This is a genomic window from Pseudomonas sp. ENNP23, from assembly GCF_001728945.1.
In the GTDB taxonomy this organism is placed as follows: domain Bacteria; phylum Pseudomonadota; class Gammaproteobacteria; order Pseudomonadales; family Pseudomonadaceae; genus Metapseudomonas; species Metapseudomonas otitidis.
In genome coordinates, this window is the sequence record NZ_LYSP01000039.1 from 19,484 (window position 1) to 38,430 (window position 18,947).

The 18,947-nt window shown below is 62.9% G+C and carries 16 protein-coding genes; 7 read left to right on the forward strand and 9 right to left on the reverse strand.

All coding sequences use genetic code 11. From position 1 onward, the window contains the following. Positions 1 to 51: 51 nt before the first annotated feature. From aroK to A9G05_RS20305, 6 genes are read right to left on the reverse strand one after another with little or no spacing between them, the layout of a single operon-like run. A complete protein-coding gene (gene aroK / locus A9G05_RS20280; protein ID WP_083265644.1) occupies positions 52 to 570 on the reverse strand; it encodes a shikimate kinase AroK in 519 nt (172 codons plus the stop codon). 5 nt (positions 571 to 575) lie between these two features. Further along, complete coding sequence (pilQ, locus tag A9G05_RS20285; protein ID WP_069562660.1) at positions 576 to 2,654, reverse strand: type IV pilus secretin PilQ; 2,079 nt, start codon at positions 2,652 to 2,654, stop codon at positions 576 to 578. Positions 2,655 to 2,708: 54 nt separating this feature from the next. Beyond that, positions 2,709 to 3,239 (reverse strand): type 4a pilus biogenesis lipoprotein PilP, encoded by a 531-nt coding sequence (gene pilP, locus A9G05_RS20290; RefSeq protein ID WP_139131197.1) that lies wholly within the window; start codon positions 3,237 to 3,239, stop codon positions 2,709 to 2,711. After that, positions 3,239 to 3,862: a type 4a pilus biogenesis protein PilO gene (gene pilO / locus A9G05_RS20295; protein ID WP_069562662.1), complete on the reverse strand. Its 624-nt coding sequence runs from the start codon at positions 3,860 to 3,862 to the stop codon at positions 3,239 to 3,241. Before pilO ends, pilP begins: the two co-directional genes overlap by 1 nt. Next, complete coding sequence (gene pilN / locus A9G05_RS20300) at positions 3,859 to 4,431, reverse strand: type 4a pilus biogenesis protein PilN (RefSeq protein ID WP_069562663.1); 573 nt, start codon at positions 4,429 to 4,431, stop codon at positions 3,859 to 3,861. The genes pilO and pilN overlap by 4 nt, the downstream gene beginning before the upstream one ends. Then, positions 4,431 to 5,495, reverse strand: a complete 1,065-nt coding sequence (locus tag A9G05_RS20305; protein WP_069562664.1) for a pilus assembly protein PilM — start codon at positions 5,493 to 5,495, stop codon at positions 4,431 to 4,433. Before A9G05_RS20305 ends, pilN begins: the two co-directional genes overlap by 1 nt. Positions 5,496 to 5,679: 184 nt before the next feature. Here A9G05_RS20305 and A9G05_RS20310 point away from each other — a divergent pair, with 184 nt between their 5' ends. Beyond that, positions 5,680 to 8,100 carry a penicillin-binding protein 1A gene (locus tag A9G05_RS20310; RefSeq protein WP_165675079.1) on the forward strand — a complete coding sequence of 807 codons (2,421 nt, stop codon included), beginning with the start codon at positions 5,680 to 5,682 and terminating at the stop codon, positions 8,098 to 8,100. Positions 8,101 to 8,205: 105 nt separating this feature from the next. Here the strand turns inward: A9G05_RS20310 and A9G05_RS20315 are convergent, their stop codons facing one another. The 3 genes from A9G05_RS20315 to rpmE form a co-directional block, all read right to left on the reverse strand. Further along, a complete protein-coding gene (locus A9G05_RS20315) occupies positions 8,206 to 9,474 on the reverse strand; it encodes a malic enzyme-like NAD(P)-binding protein (protein WP_069562666.1) in 1,269 nt (422 codons plus the stop codon). Between the two features lie 99 nt (positions 9,475 to 9,573). Beyond that, on the reverse strand, positions 9,574 to 11,007 hold the full coding sequence (locus tag A9G05_RS20320; RefSeq protein WP_069562667.1) for a M48 family metalloprotease: 1,434 nt from the start codon (positions 11,005 to 11,007) through the stop codon (positions 9,574 to 9,576). A 156-nt stretch (positions 11,008 to 11,163) separates the two neighbouring features. Beyond that, on the reverse strand, positions 11,164 to 11,376 hold the full coding sequence (rpmE, locus tag A9G05_RS20325) for a 50S ribosomal protein L31 (RefSeq protein ID WP_069562668.1): 213 nt from the start codon (positions 11,374 to 11,376) through the stop codon (positions 11,164 to 11,166). 195 nt (positions 11,377 to 11,571) lie between these two features. On the opposite strand from rpmE, the gene A9G05_RS20330 reads away from it, so the two are divergent. From A9G05_RS20330 to A9G05_RS20355, 6 genes are all read left to right on the forward strand, one after another. Next, the gene (locus tag A9G05_RS20330; protein WP_069562669.1) at positions 11,572 to 13,791 is read left to right on the forward strand and encodes a primosomal protein N'; all 2,220 of its coding nucleotides are present in this window, start codon (positions 11,572 to 11,574) and stop codon (positions 13,789 to 13,791) included. A gap of 123 nt (positions 13,792 to 13,914) precedes the next feature. Next, positions 13,915 to 15,654: an arginine--tRNA ligase gene (gene argS / locus A9G05_RS20335; protein WP_069562670.1), complete on the forward strand. Its 1,740-nt coding sequence runs from the start codon at positions 13,915 to 13,917 to the stop codon at positions 15,652 to 15,654. Positions 15,655 to 15,661: 7 nt separating this feature from the next. Then, positions 15,662 to 16,372: an SPOR domain-containing protein gene (locus A9G05_RS20340; protein ID WP_069562671.1), complete on the forward strand. Its 711-nt coding sequence runs from the start codon at positions 15,662 to 15,664 to the stop codon at positions 16,370 to 16,372. 97 nt (positions 16,373 to 16,469) lie between these two features. Beyond that, positions 16,470 to 17,000, forward strand: coding sequence for an ATP-dependent protease subunit HslV (hslV, locus tag A9G05_RS20345; protein ID WP_069562672.1), 531 nt, complete (start codon positions 16,470 to 16,472; stop codon positions 16,998 to 17,000). 29 nt (positions 17,001 to 17,029) lie between these two features. Beyond that, a complete protein-coding gene (gene hslU / locus A9G05_RS20350) occupies positions 17,030 to 18,367 on the forward strand; it encodes an ATP-dependent protease ATPase subunit HslU (protein WP_044406700.1) in 1,338 nt (445 codons plus the stop codon). Between the two features lie 71 nt (positions 18,368 to 18,438). Next, positions 18,439 to 18,810, forward strand: coding sequence for a gamma-butyrobetaine hydroxylase-like domain-containing protein (locus tag A9G05_RS20355; RefSeq protein WP_069562673.1), 372 nt, complete (start codon positions 18,439 to 18,441; stop codon positions 18,808 to 18,810). Positions 18,811 to 18,947 lie beyond the last annotated feature (137 nt).

An 18,947-nucleotide genomic window follows, 5' to 3' on the forward strand; every position in this document is an offset into this window, starting at 1 on the left:
AGGCCCCCACTATGAAAAAGGGCACTAGGATAACGCAGTTCCGCCCGCCCTTTAACGGGGCGGAAGGCCCTGTAGTCGATCGAGTATTTCTTGCACCACCAGGCGAGGCGGGCGCTCATCGGTCTCGATGATGATGTCGGCGATCTCACGGTAGAGCGGATCACGGATGGCCATGAGGTCACGGAGGACCTTGGCCGGATCAGCCGTCCGCAGGAGCGGCCGGTTGCGATCCTTGGACGTCCGGCCGATCTGCTGCTCGACGGAAGTGTAGAGGTAAACCACCCGGCCACCCGATCGCAGCGCTTCACGGTTGGCAGGCCGAAGTACTGCGCCCCCCCCCGTCGCCACGACCAGTCCATCGGCCTCGCAAAGCTCCTGGATCATGGTCTGTTCGCGGTCTCGGAAGCCCTGCTCCCCCTCCACATCGAAAATCCAGGGAATATTCGCACCCGTTCGCTGTTCGATCTCCTTGTCGGAGTCCTTGAACGGCAAACGGAGTTCCTTGGCAAGCAAACGCCCGATGGTGCTCTTTCCAGCTCCCATCGGGCCAACGAGGATCAGATTGTGCACTGATATCAGCGACTCACAGCGATAGCCTGGTTGTTCATGATACGCGGAGTCAGGAACACCAGCAGCTCGGCTTTCTTATCCTGGACGGTGTCACGCTTGAACAACCGGCCGAGATAAGGAAGATCGCCTAGGAACGGTACCTTGTCGGTGGACTTGGTCTGGGTGTTGGAGAACACGCCGCCAATCACGATGGTTTCGCCGTCGTTTACCAAGACCTTGGCATTGACTTCATTCTTGTTGATCGGCGGCACACCGTTCAGCGCATTAGCGAAGTCAGGGGCATCCTTGGTCACCTTGACTTCCATGATGATGCGGTTGTCAGGAGTGATCTGCGGTGTTACCTCAAGGGACAGTGCAGCTTCTTTGAAGGAGGTGCTAGTGGCACCACTCGAGCTGGCCTCCTGATAAGGAATTTCCGCACCCTTCAGGATCTTGGCAGTTTCCTTGTCAGAGGTAACAACCTTCGGCTGGGAAACGACCTCCCCATTACCGGTTTTCTCCATTGCCGAGAGCTCTAGATCAAGAATGGTGTTATCAGTGACGAAGCCTATGCCAATCGATGAAGAAGGGGTGTTTGCCCCCATATCGACAAAGGTCCCAAGCGCTGTCGCAGGCGATGAACCACCACCTGTACGGTCACCACCTCTTCCACCAATCACAAAATTGTTGTCACCGACGCGTGCGCCTCGCCAGTTCACACCGAGTGATTTGTCATAATCCACGTTCGCCTCAACGATACGTGCCTCAATCATGACCTGGCGAACCGGGATATCGAGCTGGGTAACGATGCGGCGAAGCTCATCCAGCTTGTCCTGGGTCTGGTAGGCAATGATGCTGTTGGTGCGATCATCAACCGTAATGGAGCCACGCTCATCGGTAGTCGATGGCTCTCCGCTCGTTACAGACTGGAAGAGCTTGGCAATATCAGCGGCCTTGGCGTAGTTGACCTGGATAAGCTCGCGACGCAGCGGAGCCAATTCGGAAATCTGCTTCTGAGATTCCAGTTCCTGGCGCTCGCGGGCAGCGATCTCGTCCGCTGGCGCAACCAGCAGCACGTTACCGACCTTGCGCTTGTCCAGCCCTTTGGTTTTCAGGACGAGGTCAAGTGCCTGATCCCACGGCACGTTCTGCAGGCGGAGCGTGATATTGCCTTGTACGGTATCGGAGGCAACCAAGTTCAGATCGGTGAAGTCGGCGATCAGCTGCAGAACCGAACGGACGTCAATATCCTGGAAGTTGAGCGAAAGCTTTTCACCGGAATAGGCAAAGCGCTCGGTTTTGCGCTTCTCCATATCCTCTTGGGTAAGCGGCTTGATACTCACGGTCAGCTTGTTTTCAGTCTGATAGGCCAGGTAGTCGTAGAAGCCGGTCGGCTCAATCACGATGCTGGCATCACCCGAGCCACCCGAGGCACTGACGAACTGAACAGGAGTTGCGAAATCCTTCACATCGAGACGAACACGCAAAGACTCAGGAAGCTGGGTCTTGGAGAAATCCAAGCGGATCTTTCCACCCTGCTCTTGAATATTAGGACTCACGCTAGGATCGGACAGGGTGATAACCACATTACCCTCGCCCTGCTCCCCTCTCTGGAAATCAATGTTGCTGATCGCCTTGCCCACAGGCGCAAATGCCTTCACGGGAGCAGCGGGTTGAGCAGCAGCAACGGGGGCGCTGCTACGTGCGGACTGCTGTGCGGCACCGGCCGCATCACCTACCAACACATACAGATTGTTACCCTCGACTCGCGTGCTGTAGGGCACAAGCGTCGACAGATTGATAATCATGCGAGTGCGATCTTTTGCCTCGACAATGGTGACACTTCGCGCATTGCCTACACCCAGCTCGCGGTTTTTGCTGCCAAGTTTGTTGGCAACGCCCGGCAGATCCAATGCAATTCTTGCCGGCTGTTCGATCGTGTAGCCTCTTGGCTGTACAACGGGCCCGTCAAAACCGAGTTTCAGCTCGACTTTTCCACCGGGCAGAGCCGCGACATCCAGAGCCTGGAGGTCGGCAGCCAGCAACACGGGCGAAAAGATGGCCGCCAGAAGAGAAAGCCCAAGGCGCGTTAGGGAGCTGTTCATTGTCGAATTCCGTTGTGCAGACCGGTAGTTGTAGTTCATAAAGTCACCCCGCCCTTAAGAGCGTTCCATGAGCGTGAGACTCCGAGGACGCTCAAGCCAGCCACCCTCTCCATCCGGGACTATCTCGACGACATCAATCTTGCCTTCGCTAATCGCGACAACCTTGCCGTCGTTCCGCCCCAGATAATCGCCAACCTTGATCCGGTGCACCCCTCCAGCGCCACGAACCAGAGCGAACATCCCACCGTTATTGGAAAGTGTGCCCACCATCTCGAAAGTTTCGATGTTGAAACCCTCAAGAAATTGCTTGACCCGGGTTTCGTCCGGATGGACATCTTTGCTGCCCTTCAACTTGTTGGCCAGATCAATCTTCACAGGAGGCTGGAAGGGACTGCGCAGCGCGGCCGCGCTGTAAGTGAAGGCCTCATAGGGCTGAAACTTGGGCAGCGGCTCGATAGTCCCTTTGGGACGAGCCCGAACCTCATCCATGTAAGCCTGAAGGTCCGAAAAATCGCCGCTGTTCCCACACCCCGACAAACTTGAGATCACAACTAGGGCAAGAACAGCCCTGGAGCTGACGCGCATCATTTCTGCAGCCCCTTGTCGTTATAACGGTAAGTTTTAGCCAATATGCTCATTCGCAGCTTGGAAGTACTTTCCGAACCAAGCGGCGCGATACTGAAGTCATGCAGGGTCACAATACGAGGCAAACTAGCGACGCCACTGACGAATGTTGCGAGATCGTGATAGCTGCCCACAACCGATATCTGAATGGGCAACTCGATATAAAACTGCTGAACCACTTCCGGCTGAAGCTTGATTTCTTCAAACTCCAAACCGCTACCCAAGCCGGTACGAGTGATATCCTCCAGCAGCCCAGGCACCTCTGTATCGCTGGGCAGCTGGCGAAGAAGCGCACCGAAGGAAGTTTCCATCTCCTTCATCTGCTCCTTATAGGCTTCCAGGTTCGCCGCCTGGAATGCCTTTGTAGTGAACTGCTGCTTCAGTGACTCTTCTTCAGCACGTTGCTGATCAAGCTGCACCTCAAGATCCTTGAGGTGGAAGTTGTAACCCAGCGCGAGAATCGCAGCCATTACCAAAATGCAGGCAATGACCTTAACAGCGGCCGGCCATGAGCCGACGTTATTGAGGTCAAGATCGTTGAGGTCGATCTTGCGCAGGCTTTCGAGAGAATCAGCCAGACTCATTTCTTGGCTCCGGCAGTGTCCGCTGCAGGCTGTGTCTGCTGGACGGTCAGTTGGAACACGTTCGCTTGATCAACGGCACCCGCGGTAATTGCCTTTACCTCTGTCAGGTTAGGCGCGGTCAGCCACTCGGAGGCATCCAGATTTCGCATCAAGTTGGAAACACGGTTGTTGGATTCAGCCGCCCCCGTAATTGCAATGCTGGGGCCCGCCATCTTCACTGTCGTGAAATACACACCATCGGGCAGGGTGCGAACAAGCTGATCAAATACACGGCCAATGATCGGACGATTACCCTGCAGGTCCTGAATGATCTTCATACGCTCCAGCAACTGCTGCCGACGCGTCTTGAGCTCGCTGATTTCCTTGATGCGCGTGTCGAGAACGGAAATCTCCTTGCGCACGAATTCATTCCGAGCATTCTGGTTGTCGATTTCACCATTCAGATATTGATCACCCAGAAACACTAGACCGGCAGAGATGGCGACGATGCCACCCAGCGCGACCAGGAACCGCTGTTTGCGCTCTTCCCGTAGCTGATCACGCCACGGTAGCAGGTTAATACGCGCCATCAGTCGAAGCTCCTCATTGCCAGGCCGCATGCAATCATCAAGGCCGGCGCATCACTTGCCAGCGCCCCAGCATTGACCTTGCCACTCAGTGCCATGTCGGCGAATGGGTTTGCAACCAGGGTTGGCGTTCCGATCTTTTGCTGGATCAAGCGATCCAGATCAGGGATGGAGGCCGTCCCGCCAGCCAGGAGGATATAGTCCACATCGTTGTATTGGCCCGCCGCGAAAAAGAACTGCAGCGATCGCGAAACTTGCTGGACGACTGCCTCCTTGAACGGCTGCAGAACCTCGCTGTCGTAGTCGTCGGGGAGTCCGCCCTGCTTCTTGGCAAGCCCCGCTTCCTCGACAGACAGGCCATAGCGGCGCTGGATTTCTTCGGTCAACTGACGACCACCAAACAGCTGCTCGCGGCTGTAGATAGTTCGACCGTTGTTCAAGACGCTCAGGGTAGTCATCGTCGCACCAATATCCACGATGGCAACCGTCAGATCCTCCGAGCCATTTCCCAACTGGGAGGCAAGGAGTCCATAGGCACGCTCAAGCGCATAGGCTTCGACATCCACAACCTTGGCAGTGAGCCCGGCGAGCGCCAGTGCAGCTTCGCGCACCTCGACGTTCTCACGACGGCAGGCTGCCAACAGCACATCCATCCGCTCGGGGTTTCGCGCAGAAACGCCCTGAACCTCAAAATCGATGGCCACTTCTTCGAGGGGATAGGGAATGTACTGATCAGCCTCGATTTTGAGCTGATTCTCCAGCTCATCATCGGACAAACCGGCATCCATCTCGATCGTCTTGGTAATGACCGCAGAACCTGCCACGGCAACAGCCGCCAGCTTGGAGCCCGCCTTGGCCTTGGCCACCACCCGCGACAGCGCCTGGCCGACACCCTCCAGTTCAGCGATGTTCTTTTCGACGACAGCATTTGGCGGGAGCGGCTCGACTGAGTAGGCCTCTACCTTGTAGCGGCCACCCGAGCGACTCAATTCGAGGAGCTTGACTGAGGTCGAGCTTATGTCGATCCCCAGCAGCGAATTCGCTTTCTTGTTGAAGAGCCCTAGCACGACCGAATTCCTATCAGCGTCCGTGACTTACGGACGATTTATGTTTTTCCACATTAAATAACAGTCTTGACAGAAGCGCAAATGGCTCCCTGGGAAAAAAAACGCTTATAATGTGATCAGTTTTTCCCTTTTCAGATCTGCTTCCGCTTAACTCATTCTTTTGCCTGGAAATCCAAGAATCTTGATACGCCTGCTGAAGTTTTTCTGGTGGTCTTGCGTTGCTGTTTTTTGTGGGCTGTTGCTCAGTTTCAGCGGCGCTTATCTCTACCTTAGCCCGAGTCTTCCGTCTGTCGATTCCCTGCGCAGCATCCAGCTGCAGATACCGCTGCGCGTGTACAGCAGCGATGGGAAGCTGATCGCCGAGTTTGGCGAGATGAGGCGGGCCCCTATCCGCTTCGCGGACATCCCGCCGGAGTTCATCCAGTCTCTGCTGGCAGCGGAAGACGACAACTTTGCCAACCATTATGGCGTTGACCTCACCAGCCTGGTGCGCGCTGCCACTCAATTATTGAAGAGCGGGCATATCCAGAGCGGCGGCAGCACCATCACCATGCAGGTGGCGAAGAACTACTTCCTCACCAGTGAGCGAAGTTTCTCCAGAAAGATCAACGAGATACTTCTTGCCCTGCAGATCGAACGGGAGCTCAGCAAGGATGAAATCCTCGAGCTCTATGTGAACAAGATCTACCTGGGCAACCGCGCCTACGGCATCGAGGCGGCTGCACAGGTTTACTACGGCAAGTCGATCCGGGAACTGAGTCTGGCTCAGATGGCGATGATCGCCGGCTTGCCGAAGGCACCCTCTCGCTTCAACCCGCTGGTGAATCCGACCCGCAGCAAGGAGCGTCGTGACTGGATCCTCGGGCGCATGTTCAAGCTGGGCAAGATCGACCAGGCCCGATACGAGACTGCCATCAACGAGCCGATCGACGCGAGCTACCACGTTCCGACACCCGAGGTGAACGCACCCTACATCGCAGAGATGGCGCGTGCCGAAATGGTCGGACGTTATGGCAGCGATGCCTATACCGAAGGCTTCCGTGTCACCGTCACAGTACCGAGCGACCTGCAGGAAGCCGCCAACGTTGCCCTGCGCAGCGGCCTCATGGAGTACGACCAGCGCCACGGCTACCGCGGCCCAGAAACGCGTCTTCCCGGCATGACCCGCGAGGGCTGGAGCCAGGAACTCGCCAAGCAGCGTCCGATTGGTGGACTTGAGCCTGCCATCGTCACTCAGGTCGAGCAGAGCGGCATCCTCGTGCTTACCCGCAGCGGCAATGAAGAGGCCATCAGTTGGGACAGCATGAAGTGGGCCCGCCCCTACCTGAACACCAACAGCCTCGGCGCACGCCCCCGCCAGCCGGCGGACGTCGTACAGGTCGGCGACCTGATCCGCGTACTGCGCCAGCCCGATGGCGCCCTGCTGTTCAGTCAGCAGCCCTCAGCTCAAAGCGCCCTCGTATCACTCGACCCTTACAGCGGCGCCATTCTCTCCCTGGTCGGCGGCTTCTCGTTCGAGCAAAGCAACTACAATCGCGCCACACAGGCCAAGCGCCAGCCGGGCTCGAGCTTCAAGCCCTTCCTTTATAGTGCCGCGCTGGATAACGGCTTCACCGCCGCCAGCCTGGTCAACGATGCCCCCATCGTCTTCGTCGACGAGTACCTGGACAAGGTGTGGCGCCCCAAGAACGACAACAACACCTTCCTCGGCCCCATCCGTATGCGGGAAGCGCTGTACAAGTCGCGCAACCTCGTTTCCATCCGCCTCCTGCAGGCCGTGGGGATCGACTACGCGATCAACTACATCAGCCGCTTCGGCTTCAACAAGGATGAACTGCCCCGCAACCTCTCTCTCGCCCTGGGTACCGCCACCCTCACCCCGATGGAGATCGCGACCGGCTGGAGCACCTTTGCCAACGGCGGCTACAAGATCCAGCCTTACCTTATAGAGCGAATCGAGAACCGGGATGGCAAGGTCATCTTTACCGCCAACCCACCACGCGTACCGCAAGACGACAAGCCCAGCGCAAGCATGGCACAGGTCAACGCCGCGCCCGACACCCAACTCAACCATGATGCAACCGCAGAACTGGCCACCGCCGAACGCATCGTCGATGCCCGCACCGCCTACATCCTGACTAGCATGCTGCAGGATGTGATCAAGCGCGGAACTGGTCGACGCGCCCTGGCCATGGGGCGTGGCGACCTCGCCGGGAAGACCGGCACCACCAACGAGTCCAAGGACAGCTGGTTCTCCGGTTACAACGCCGACTACATCACCACGGTATGGGTCGGCTTCGACCAGCCCGAGAGCCTGGGCAGGCACGAGTACGGCGGCACGGTCGCCCTGCCGATCTGGATGAACTACATGAGCGCCGCCCTGAAGGACAAGCCGGAGCATGCCCCGCCAGAGCCCGAAGGGCTCCTCACGCTGCGCATCGACCCCCTGAGCGGCCGTGCTGCCACACCGGGAACACCCAATGCGTTCTTCGAGCTGTTCAAGAGCGAGGACTCGCCGCCCCCCATGAGCGAGTTCGACCCGGGCTCCAGCATTCCCGGCAGCCCCTTGCCGGCGGACGAAGCTGCCCCCATCGACCTATTCTGAGCCGACAAGAAGAGCCCGCGATCAGCGGGCTCTTCCTTTCCAGCCGAACACATTCGCCAGACATGAAAAACCCGCCAGCAGGCGGGTTCTTCATATCAGCGGCAGTCAGCCCTGAAACACATCGCCCACCGACTTCAGCGGGTAGTGCTTCGGATACGGCAGGGTCGCCACGCCGGATTCGATGGCTGCCTTGGCAACCGCGTCAGAGACCACGGTGATCAGACGCTTATCCATCGGTTTCGGAATGATGTACTCGCGACCGAACTCCAGGGAAGCCACGCCGTAGGCATCGCAGACATCCTTGGGCACCGGCTGCTTGGCCAGGTCACGCAGCGCAAGAGCAGCGGCGATCTTCATTTCCTCGTTGATGCGGGTGGCACGAACGTCCAGCGCACCGCGGAAGATGAAGGGGAAGCCCAGCACGTTGTTCACCTGGTTCGGGTAGTCCGAACGGCCGGTGGCCATGATCACGTCGTTGCGGGTCTCGTGAGCCAGCTCCGGCTTGATCTCCGGGTCCGGGTTGGAGCAGGCGAACACGATCGGGTTGGCCGCCATGCGCTTGAGATCTTCGGCGCTCAGCAGGTTCGCACCGGACAGACCGACGAACACATCCGCACCTTCCAGCGCATCGGACAGAGTGCGCTTGGAGGTCTCGTGAGCGAAGACCGCCTTGTACTGGTTCAGGTCATCGCGGCCAGCGTGGATCACGCCCTTGCGGTCGACCATGTAGATGTTCTCGACCTTCGCGCCCATGCTCACCAGCAGTTTCATGCAGGAGATGGCGGCAGCACCGGCGCCCAGGCAGACGATCTGGGCTTCCGGCAGAGTCTTGCCAGCGATTTCCAGGGCATTGAGCATGCCGGCGGCCGTCACGATGGCGGTGCCATGCTGGTCATCGTGGAAGACCGGGATGTCGCACTGCTCGATCAGGGTGCGCTCGATCTCGAAGCACTCGGGCGCCTTGATGTCTTCGAGGTTGATGCCACCAAAGGTGATGGAGATGCGCTTGACGGTGTCGATGAAGGCCTGGGGACTCTCGGCGTCCACCTCGATGTCGAACACATCGACACCGGCGAAGCGCTTGAACAGAACACCTTTGCCTTCCATGACCGGCTTGGAGGCCAGCGGGCCGAGGTTGCCGAGACCGAGGATGGCGGTGCCGTCGGAAATCACTGCCACCAGGTTGCCCTTGCCGGTGTACTGGTAGGCCAGTTCGGGATCGCGAGCGATCTCGCGCACCGGCTCGGCGACGCCCGGGCTGTAGGCCAGCGAAAGGTCGCGGGCGGTGGCGGTCGGCTTGGTCAGCTCGACGCTCAGCTTCCCGGGACGGGGTTGGGCATGGTACTCGAGAGCGGCAGTTTTCAGATCAGACATGTTGGCGTTCCGCTTTTACTGTTATGACAGACGGACGGGCGAGCATACGCAAGAAGCAAGGGGCCTACAAGACTAGGCAGTCACGCCTCGTCAACCCCTCTAACGTACGACTTTCAGCCAATCCCCGGGTTGTACATCACCAATTGGATACAGATTGTTAAGTAATCGTATCCTATTTTCCTGTTCATGGGTTGAAACCGTAGCGGTTCCCGCGGAAATGAAGTCCGTCAGATGCTGCCCATTACCAACCCTGAGCGTGCGAATTCGCGCCGGTTCAGCAAAGGACGCGTCCTGCTCCGTCATTCCGCGAAGGCTTCGGATGCAGGCCAACACCTGTGCATCGGCATTCCGTAAGGCTTCTTCCTTCATGGCACCCGCAACGAAGAGATACGCATACGACTCCCCGATCGCCACCGCCACACGCCGGGCCGGTGGCCCCGTGAGCCAGGCCGTCGCACCAGGCAACGCAGCTTCCTCCAAAGCACGCGCCTCCAGCAGACGCCGCCCTCCCACTCGCGTACCGAGGAGTGCAATCGGCGAAAGCCCCGGCTCCAAAGGCTCCGAGCGCAGAACAAGAAAGACAGCTCCATCCGCTGAATACGCCGTCACCGCCATCGATTCATCGACTACCCGCCACCCCGGCGGGATATCCAGGGCCACACCCAATGAGCGGTGGTAGAAACGCCGCCCCCGCAGCACACCCTGCGCTGCCGGCTCACCGACGACCAACCCATCCAGCGCCTGGAAATAGGCATCGCGATTCCAGACCCCTGAGCCCGCTTCTCGGCCCATCAATTGACGCAGGCGCACCTCATGGGCCGGATGCGAATCGAACAGCCCGTGGTAACCGCCATCCTTCCGATCGGGATCGGCGCGCCCCGAGCGGAGGAACGCACCCTGCGCCTGGAGCACCTCCACGACCCTCGCCATCGCCTGCGGGTCATAGCCACTGCGCGCGAGGTACTGCAGCCCCAGCTCGTCGGCCTGCAGCTCCATCTCCCGCCCATAGCCACGCACCAATGCCCCACCCAGGAGCTGCGTCGCATCCGCCACGGCACCCACCCCGGTGCCCAGCGCCGCCACCTGGCCAATCGCATCCCAGGCCTGGGACTGACTTCGCTGGCGCGCGCCATGGCGTGCCGTAACGTGGCCGATTTCATGGGCCAGTACCGCCGCCAGCTCCGCCTCCGACCCCAGGTAGGCCAGCAGCCCCCGGTGCACATAGATGTAGCCGCCCGGCAAGGCAAAGGCATTGAGATCCGGCGAATCGATCACCGTGAAGATGAAGGTCAGGTCAGGGCGATGGCTGTGCCGGGCCACCCGCTCCCCGACCCGCTGGACATAGGCTTGGAGCTGCGCATCCGGGTAGCGGGGGTAGCGTCGCTGCACGTCCTGGTTGTAGCGAATGCCGAGCTCCTGCTCGCTCGCCTCGTCCATCAGCACGAAATCGTCCCGCCCCGTGGCCGGGTTCACCGCACATCCGCTCGCCAGCGCCATGCACACGGCCAGCAGCAGCCAGGGAAGAAAGGGCATCGCCACCTCGTTGAGGTCCACCACGCAAGGAGCCGCGGTTCTACGCCGTGCGCCGGCACAGCGTCAATGCCCGGAAGACGGACATGAAAAAGGCGCCCCTTGGGGCGCCTTTTTAAGCAACTGGGAGCTCGTTGCGAGCCTCCCGGCGAACGGGCCTTATTTGGCGCCGAACACGCCAAAGCGCTGCTTGAAGCGATCGATACGGCCGCCGGTGTCCAGGACCTTCTGCTTACCGGTGTAGAACGGGTGGCACTCGGAGCACACGTCGAGGCTCAGGTTCTTGCCCAGGGTGGAGCGGGTCTTGATGACGTTACCGCAGCTGCAGGTAGCTTCGATCGCTACGTATTCGGGATGGATGTCCGCTTTCATGGTTTTATCCTCAGGTCTGGCGTGCCGCCACCCGACCCTATGTCGAGTACCGCACGGAAACAGGCGCGAGATGATACCAGACCCTCCCCCACGCGCAAGCGCGGCCTGCAGCGAGCGACGCACGGCACACGCCCCCGCCGCTTGCGACGGGAACGGCATCCCCCTAGCATCCCCGGGCCCCCACCGGAGTTTCCCGTGCCCAGCCCCATCCTGCGACTCGCCCTGCCCTCGCCCCTGCGCCGCCTGTTCGACTACCGCGCCCCTGCCGGCGTCGCCCCGGCCGCCTTGCAGCCCGGCGTGCGCGTGCGGGTGCCGTTCGGTCGCCGCGAAGTCATCGGCGTACTGGTGGAAGTCACCGACCGCAGCGAAGTCCCGGAGGACAAGCTCCGCCCCGCACTCGCCCTGCTGGACCGCCAGCCACCATTGCCGGCACCGCTGTTCCAGCTCTGCCTGTGGACGGCCCAGTACTACCAGCACAGCCTCGGCGACACCCTCAGTTGGGCACTCCCCGTACTGCTGCGCCAGGGCGAACCCGCCGAAGCCCGCCAGGAGCGCTTCTGGCACGCCTGTGAAGGCGCCCGCATCGACGACCCACGCCTGGCCCGCGCGCCACGCCAGCGCCAGGCCCTGGCCATCCTCGCCCAGCACCCCCACGGCGTCGCCCACCAGTTGCTCGCGCAGTTGCAACTGAACAAGGACAGCCTCGACCTGCTGCTGGAAAAGGGACTGGCGCGCGTGGAGACCCGCCGCCACGCCCCCGCACCGCGGCACGAACACTGGCTGGCCCAGGCCGAACTGCCGCTCAACAGCGAACAGCGGGCCGCCTTCGACGCAGTGCAGTCCTCCTTCGGCCAGTTCAACGCCTTCCTGCTCGCCGGCGTCACCGGCAGCGGCAAGACCGAGGTCTACCTGCAACTGATCCGCGAGACCCTGCAGGCCGGCAAACAGGCCCTGGTGCTGATCCCCGAGATCAACCTCGGCCCGCAGACGCTCGAACGCTTCTCCCGGCGCTTCAACGCCCGCGTCGCCCTGCTGCACTCCGCCGTCAACGACCGCGAGCGCCTGGACGCCTGGCTCGCCGCCCGCGATGGCGAGGCCGACATCATCATCGGCACCCGCTCAGCCCTGTTCACCCCCATGAAAAACCCGGGACTGATCATCGTCGACGAAGAACACGACGCTTCCTATAAGCAGCAGGAAGGTCTGCGCTACCACGCCCGCGACCTGGCCATCGTCCGCGCCCGCCAGGAGAACGTGCCGATCCTGCTGGGCTCCGCCACCCCCTCGCTGGAAAGCCTGCAGAACGCCTACGCCGGCCGCTACGGCCTGCTGCGACTGACCCAGCGCGCAGGCGGCGCCCGGCAGCCGCGCTTCCTGCGCCTGGACGTGAAGAGCCGCCCGCTCGACAGCGGCATCTCCGGCCCATTGCAACAAGCCATCCAGCAGACCCTGGAGGCCGGCCAGCAGGTGCTGGTCTTCCTCAACCGCCGGGGCTTCTCGCCCACCCTGCTGTGCCACGATTGCGGCTGGATCAGCCAGTGCCCCCGCTGCGACGCCCGCATGACCCTGCACCAGCGCCATAACGAGCTGCGCTGCCACCACTGCGGCCACGTCCAGCGCCGCCCGGACAACTGCCCCGACTGCGGCAAGGTCGACCTGCGCCCCATCGGCGCCGGCACCGAGCGCGCCGAAGAACGCCTCGGCATCCTCTTCCCGCAGTTCCCCGTGCTGCGCATCGACCGCGACAGCACCTCGCGCAAGGATGCGATGGCCCAGCTGTTCGGCACCATCAACAAGGGCGAGCCCTGCATCCTCGTGGGCACCCAGATGCTCGCCAAGGGTCACCACTTCCCCCGGGTCACCCTGGTGGCGATCCTCGACGCCGATGGCGGCCTGTTCTCCGCCGACTTCCGCGCCAGCGAGCGCATGGCCCAGCTCATCGTCCAGGTGGCCGGTCGCGCTGGCCGGGCGGAGGAACCGGGCCGGGTGATCATCCAGACCCATCTGGCCGACCACCCGCTGCTGGTGCAACTCACCGAAGAGGGTTACTTCGCCTTCGCCGAGCAGGCCCTCTCCGAGCGCCGCGCCGCCGGCCTGCCGCCCTTCGCCCACCTGGCCCTGCTGCGGGCCGAAGCGCACAAGCCCGGGCAGGCCGAAGCCTTCCTCGACAGCGCCTGCGCCGAAGCCGAACAGCAACTGGCCGAGCTGCGCCTCAGCGGCGTCGAGCTGCTCGGCCCCGTCCCCGCCCCCATGGAGCGACGCGCCGGCAAGCACCGCGCCCAGCTGCTGCTCCAGGCCAACAGCCGCGCCACCCTGCACCGCCTGCTCACGCCCTGGTCCCAGGCCCTGGAACAGCTCCCAGGCGGCCGGGCCGTGCGCTGGTCCCTGGATGTCGACCCGATCGACCTGTTCTGACGCGACCCAACGTCACAGACGCCCCCCGGCGCCTGGCGCTTGAAGCGGCAGGCACTGCACGCCGATAATGCGCGGTTTTCAACCAGCGCCACGGCGCCGCCGACTTCCGGCCGAGAGCAGAACATGAAAGACACCATTCGCCAGCTGATCCAGCACGCCCTGAACCGTCTCGCCAGCGAAGGCGTACTGCCCGAAGGCCTGACCCCCACCATCCAGGTGGAAAACACCAAGGACAAGACCCACGGCGACTTCGCCAGCAACATCGCCATGATGCTGGCCAAGCCCGCCGGCCTGAAGCCGCGCGACCTGGCCGAGAAACTGATCGCCGCCCTGCCCCAGGACGACCAGGTGAGCAAGGTGGAGATCGCCGGCCCCGGCTTCCTCAACTTCTTCCAGAACACCCAGGCCCTGGCCCAACGCCTGGACGCCGCCCTGGCCGACGCCCACCTCGGCGTGCGCAAGGCCGGCCCGGCGCAGCGCGTGGTGGTCGACCTCTCCGCCCCCAACCTGGCCAAGGAGATGCACGTCGGCCACCTGCGCTCCACCATCATCGGTGACGGTGTGGCCCGCGTCCTGGAGTTCCTCGGCGACGAGGTGATCCGCCAGAACCACGTGGGCGACTGGGGCACCCAGTTCGGCATGCTGCTGGCCTACATGCAGGAGCAGCCGGTGGACAGCGACGCCGAGCTGTCGGATCTGGAAGGTTTCTACCGCGCCGCCAAGAAGCGCTTCGACGAATCCAGCGAATTCGCCGACCGCGCCCGCGAACTGGTGGTCAAGCTGCAGGCCGGCGATGCCGAGTGCCTGCGCCTGTGGAACCGCTTCAACGACATCTCCCTCAGCCACTGCCAGGCCGTCTACGACCGCCTCGGCGTGAAGCTGACCATGGCCGACGTCAAGGGCGAGAGCGCCTACAACGACGACCTGCCCAACGTGGTCGCCGACCTGCGCGCCAAGGGCCTGCTCACCGAAAGCGACGGCGCGCTGTGCGTATTCATGGACGAGTTCAAGAACGCCGAGGGCGACCCGCTGCCGCTGATCGTGCAGAAGGCCGGCGGTGGCTACCTCTACGCCACCACCGACCTCGCCGCCACCCGTTACCGCAGCGGCGTGCTCAAGGCCGACCGCGCCCTCTACTTCGTCGACCAGCGCCAGGCCCTGCACTTCCAGATGGTCTTCGCCGCCGCGCGCCTGGCCGGCTTCGTGCGCCCCGAGTTCGAGATGGAGCACATGGGCTTCGGCACCATGAACGGCGCCGACGGCAAGCCCTTCAAGACCCGCGACGGCGGCACCATCAAGCTCATCGACCTGCTCAACGAGGCCGAAGAGCGCGCCTACGCCCTGGTCAAGGAGAAGAATCCCGAGCTGGACGAGGCCGAACTGCGCCAGATCGCCCGCGCCGTCGGCATCGGCGCCGTGAAGTACGCCGACCTCTCCAAGCACCGCACCAGCGACTACAGCTTCAACTTCGAGCAGATGCTGAGCTTCGAGGGCAACACCGCGCCCTACCTGCTCTACGCCTACACCCGCACCGCCAGCGTGTTCCGCAAGCTGGGCAAGGGCGTCGACGAGATCGGCGGGCAGATCGTCCTCGCCGCCGAGCAGGAGCAGGCCCTGGCCGCCAAGCTCGCGCAGTTCGCCGACATCCTCAACAGCGTCGCCGCCAAGGGTGTGCCGCACATCCTCTGCACCTACCTCTACGACCTGGCCGGCCTGTTCTCCAGCTTCTACGAGAACTGCCCGATCCTCTCCGCCGAGGACGAAGCCACCCAGCAGAGCCGCCTGCGCCTTGCCGCCCTCACCGGTCGCACCCTCAAGCAAGGCCTGGAACTCCTCGGCCTGAACACCCTGGAACGCATGTAACGGACCCATGGCGAAGAAGAAAGCAGCCCCTAAACGCGGAGCCAGCCGCTACCAGGCACCAGCGAAGAAGCCGGTGCCCGGCTGGGTCTGGCTGGCCATCGGCCTGGTCATCGGCGGCTTCGTGGTCATGCTGATGAAGCTCGAACCCGGCCGCGACGACATCCGCCGCGCCAAGCCCGAGCAACAGCAACAGGCCGCCGGCGGCAAGCCCAAGCCCCAGGGCCAGACCCAGCCCGCGCATCCCCCGGCGGAGACCGAGCCGGCCAAGCCGAAGTACGACTTCTACACGCTGCTGCCGGAGTCCGAGGTCATCGTGCCGCCGGACGCCCTGCCCAAGGAGACGCCGGCCACCCCGCCGACACCCCAGCAGCCGGTCACTCCGGAAGAAGCCGCGAAGATCGACAAGGCACGGGCCGAAGCCGCCCTCGCCGGCCAGGTGCCGCCGCCTCCGCCCACCGTGGCCAAGGCGCCCACCACCACCCAGTTCTTCCTCCAGGCCGGCTCCTTCCGCAAGAAGGAAGACGCCGACCGCTTCCGCGCCCAGATCATCCTGCTGGGCCAGAACGTCCAGGTGGAGTCCGGCACCGTGCGCGAGGAAACCTGGTACCGCGTGCTGGTCGGCCCCTTCGCCAGCCGCGAGCAGCTCGCCACCGCACAGAAACAGCTGGCCGGCAGCGGCTTCGGTAATCTCCTGTTGCAACAGCGGCAGGTACGCTGATCGACGAATCACCCCCGCGCGGTTGAAAAGCCGCGCGGGCTCCCCCATCTGGGTTTCCATTCGGGCATTTTCGCCCCGCTGCGTGGAGACTCCTCCCTTGACCACCATCGTTTCAGTCCGCCGCAACGGCAAAGTCGTCATGGGCGGCGACGGCCAGGTTTCCCTCGGCAACACCGTCATGAAAGGCAACGCCAAGAAGGTGCGTCGGCTGTATCACGGCCAGGTGCTGGCCGGCTTCGCCGGTGCCACCGCCGATGCCTTCACCCTGTTCGAGCGCTTCGAAGGCCAGTTGGAGAAACACCAGGGCCACCTCGTGCGGGCAGCCGTCGAACTGGCCAAGGACTGGCGTACCGACCGTTCCCTGAGCCGCCTGGAAGCGATGCTGGCCGTGGCCAACAAGGACGCCTCGCTGATCATCACCGGCAACGGCGACGTGGTCGAACCCGAGCACGGCCTGATCGCCATGGGCTCCGGCGGCGGTTTCGCCCAGGCCGCGGCCACCGCCCTGCTGCAGCGCACCGACCTCTCCGCGCGGGAAATCGCCGAGACCGCCCTGAACATCGCCGGCTCCATCTGCGTGTTCACCAACCAGAACCTGACCATCGAGGAGCTGGAGAGCGCCGAATGAGCGCCACGTCCAGCCCCGGAGCGACATCCATGTCCATGACCCCCCGCGAGATCGTCCACGAACTCAACCGCCACATCGTCGGCCAGGAAGACGCCAAGCGCGCCGTCGCCATCGCCCTGCGCAACCGCTGGCGGCGCATGCAGCTGCCCGCCGAGCTGCGAGCCGAGGTGACGCCGAAGAACATCCTGATGATCGGCCCCACCGGCGTCGGCAAGACCGAGATCGCGCGCCGCCTGGCCAAGCTGGCCAACGCCCCGTTCATCAAGGTCGAAGCCACCAAGTTCACCGAAGTGGGCTACGTCGGCCGCGACGTCGAGTCGATCATCCGCGACCTGGCCGATGCCGCCGTGAAGATGATGCGCGAGCAGGAGATCCACAAGGTCCGCCACCGCGCCGAAGACGCCGCCGAGGAGCGCATCCTCGACGCCCTGCTGCCGCCGGCGCGCAGCGGCTTCGGCGACGAGCCGCAGCGCGAGGACACAAACACCCGCCAGTTGTTCCGCAAGCGCCTGCGCGAAGGCCAGTTGGACGACAAGGAAATCGATATCGAAGTGGCTGAGAACCCGGCCGGCGTCGAGATCATGGCCCCGCCCGGCATGGAGGAGATGACCAGCCAGCTGCAGAACCTGTTCTCCAACATGGGCAAGGGCAAGCGCAAGAGCCGCAAGCTCAAGGTCAAGGACGCGCTGAAGATGGTCCGCGACGAGGAGGCCGCGCGCCTGGTCAACGAGGAAGAACTCAAGGCCCGCGCCCTGGAAGCCGTGGAGCAGAACGGCATCGTCTTCATCGACGAGATCGACAAGGTCGCCAAGCGCGCCAACGTCGGTGGTGCCGACGTCTCCCGCGAGGGCGTGCAGCGTGACCTGCTGCCGCTGATCGAAGGCTGCACCGTCAACACCAAGCTCGGCATGGTCAAGACCGACCATATCCTGTTCATCGCCTCCGGCGCCTTCCACCTCGCCAAGCCCAGCGACCTGGTGCCCGAGCTGCAGGGGCGTCTGCCGATCCGCGTGGAACTCAAGGCCCTCTCCCCGGAGGACTTCGAGCGCATCCTCACCGAACCCCATGCCTCGCTCACCGAGCAGTACACCGCACTGCTGAAGACCGAGGGCCTGAACGTCGAGTTCGCCCCCGAGGGCATCAAGCGCCTGGCCGAGATCGCCTGGCAGGTCAACGAGAAGACCGAGAACATCGGTGCCCGTCGCCTGCACACGCTACTGGAGCGCCTGCTGGAGGAAGTCTCCTTCAGCGCCGGCGACCTGGCGGCCCAGCACGAGGAGGCACCGATCCGCATCGACGCCGCCTACGTCAACGGCCACCTGGGCGAGCTGGCCCAGGACGAAGACCTGTCGCGCTACATCCTCTAAGCTGTGCGACACACTCGCGTGCCAGCCGCGGCATCCCGCCCGGCTGGCCGCCCCGGTCCGGAGCCCCGCCCATGCGCATCCCCACCGCCATCGCACTGCACAAGGCATCCCGCACCCTGGTGCTCAGTTACGGCACTGAACGCCACAGCCTGCCCGCCGAATTCCTCCGTGTGCATTCCCCCTCCGCCGAGGTGCAGGGCCACGGCCATCCGGTGCTGCAGTACGGCAAGCAGAACGTCGCCCTGGTGAAGGTCGAACCCGCCGGCAACTACGCCCTGAAGCTGACCTTCGACGACGGCCACGACAGCGGCCTGTTCACCTGGGATTACCTCTACGAACTCGCCACCCGCCAGGACGAACTCTGGAAGGACTACCTGGCGCAGCTCCAGGCCGCCGGGCGCTCCCGCGACCCCGACGAAAGCGTCGTCCGCCTCATGCTCTGAAGCAGTGCAGGCCCTGGCACATCCTGGCCAGGGCACATGTGGTTAGAGCGCATTTTCTAGATCCCGCCGCCATACTCTTCGCCGCACGCCAGCCCCAGGGCCAGCTTGCGCATTCACCTAAACTCGGGTAACCAGAA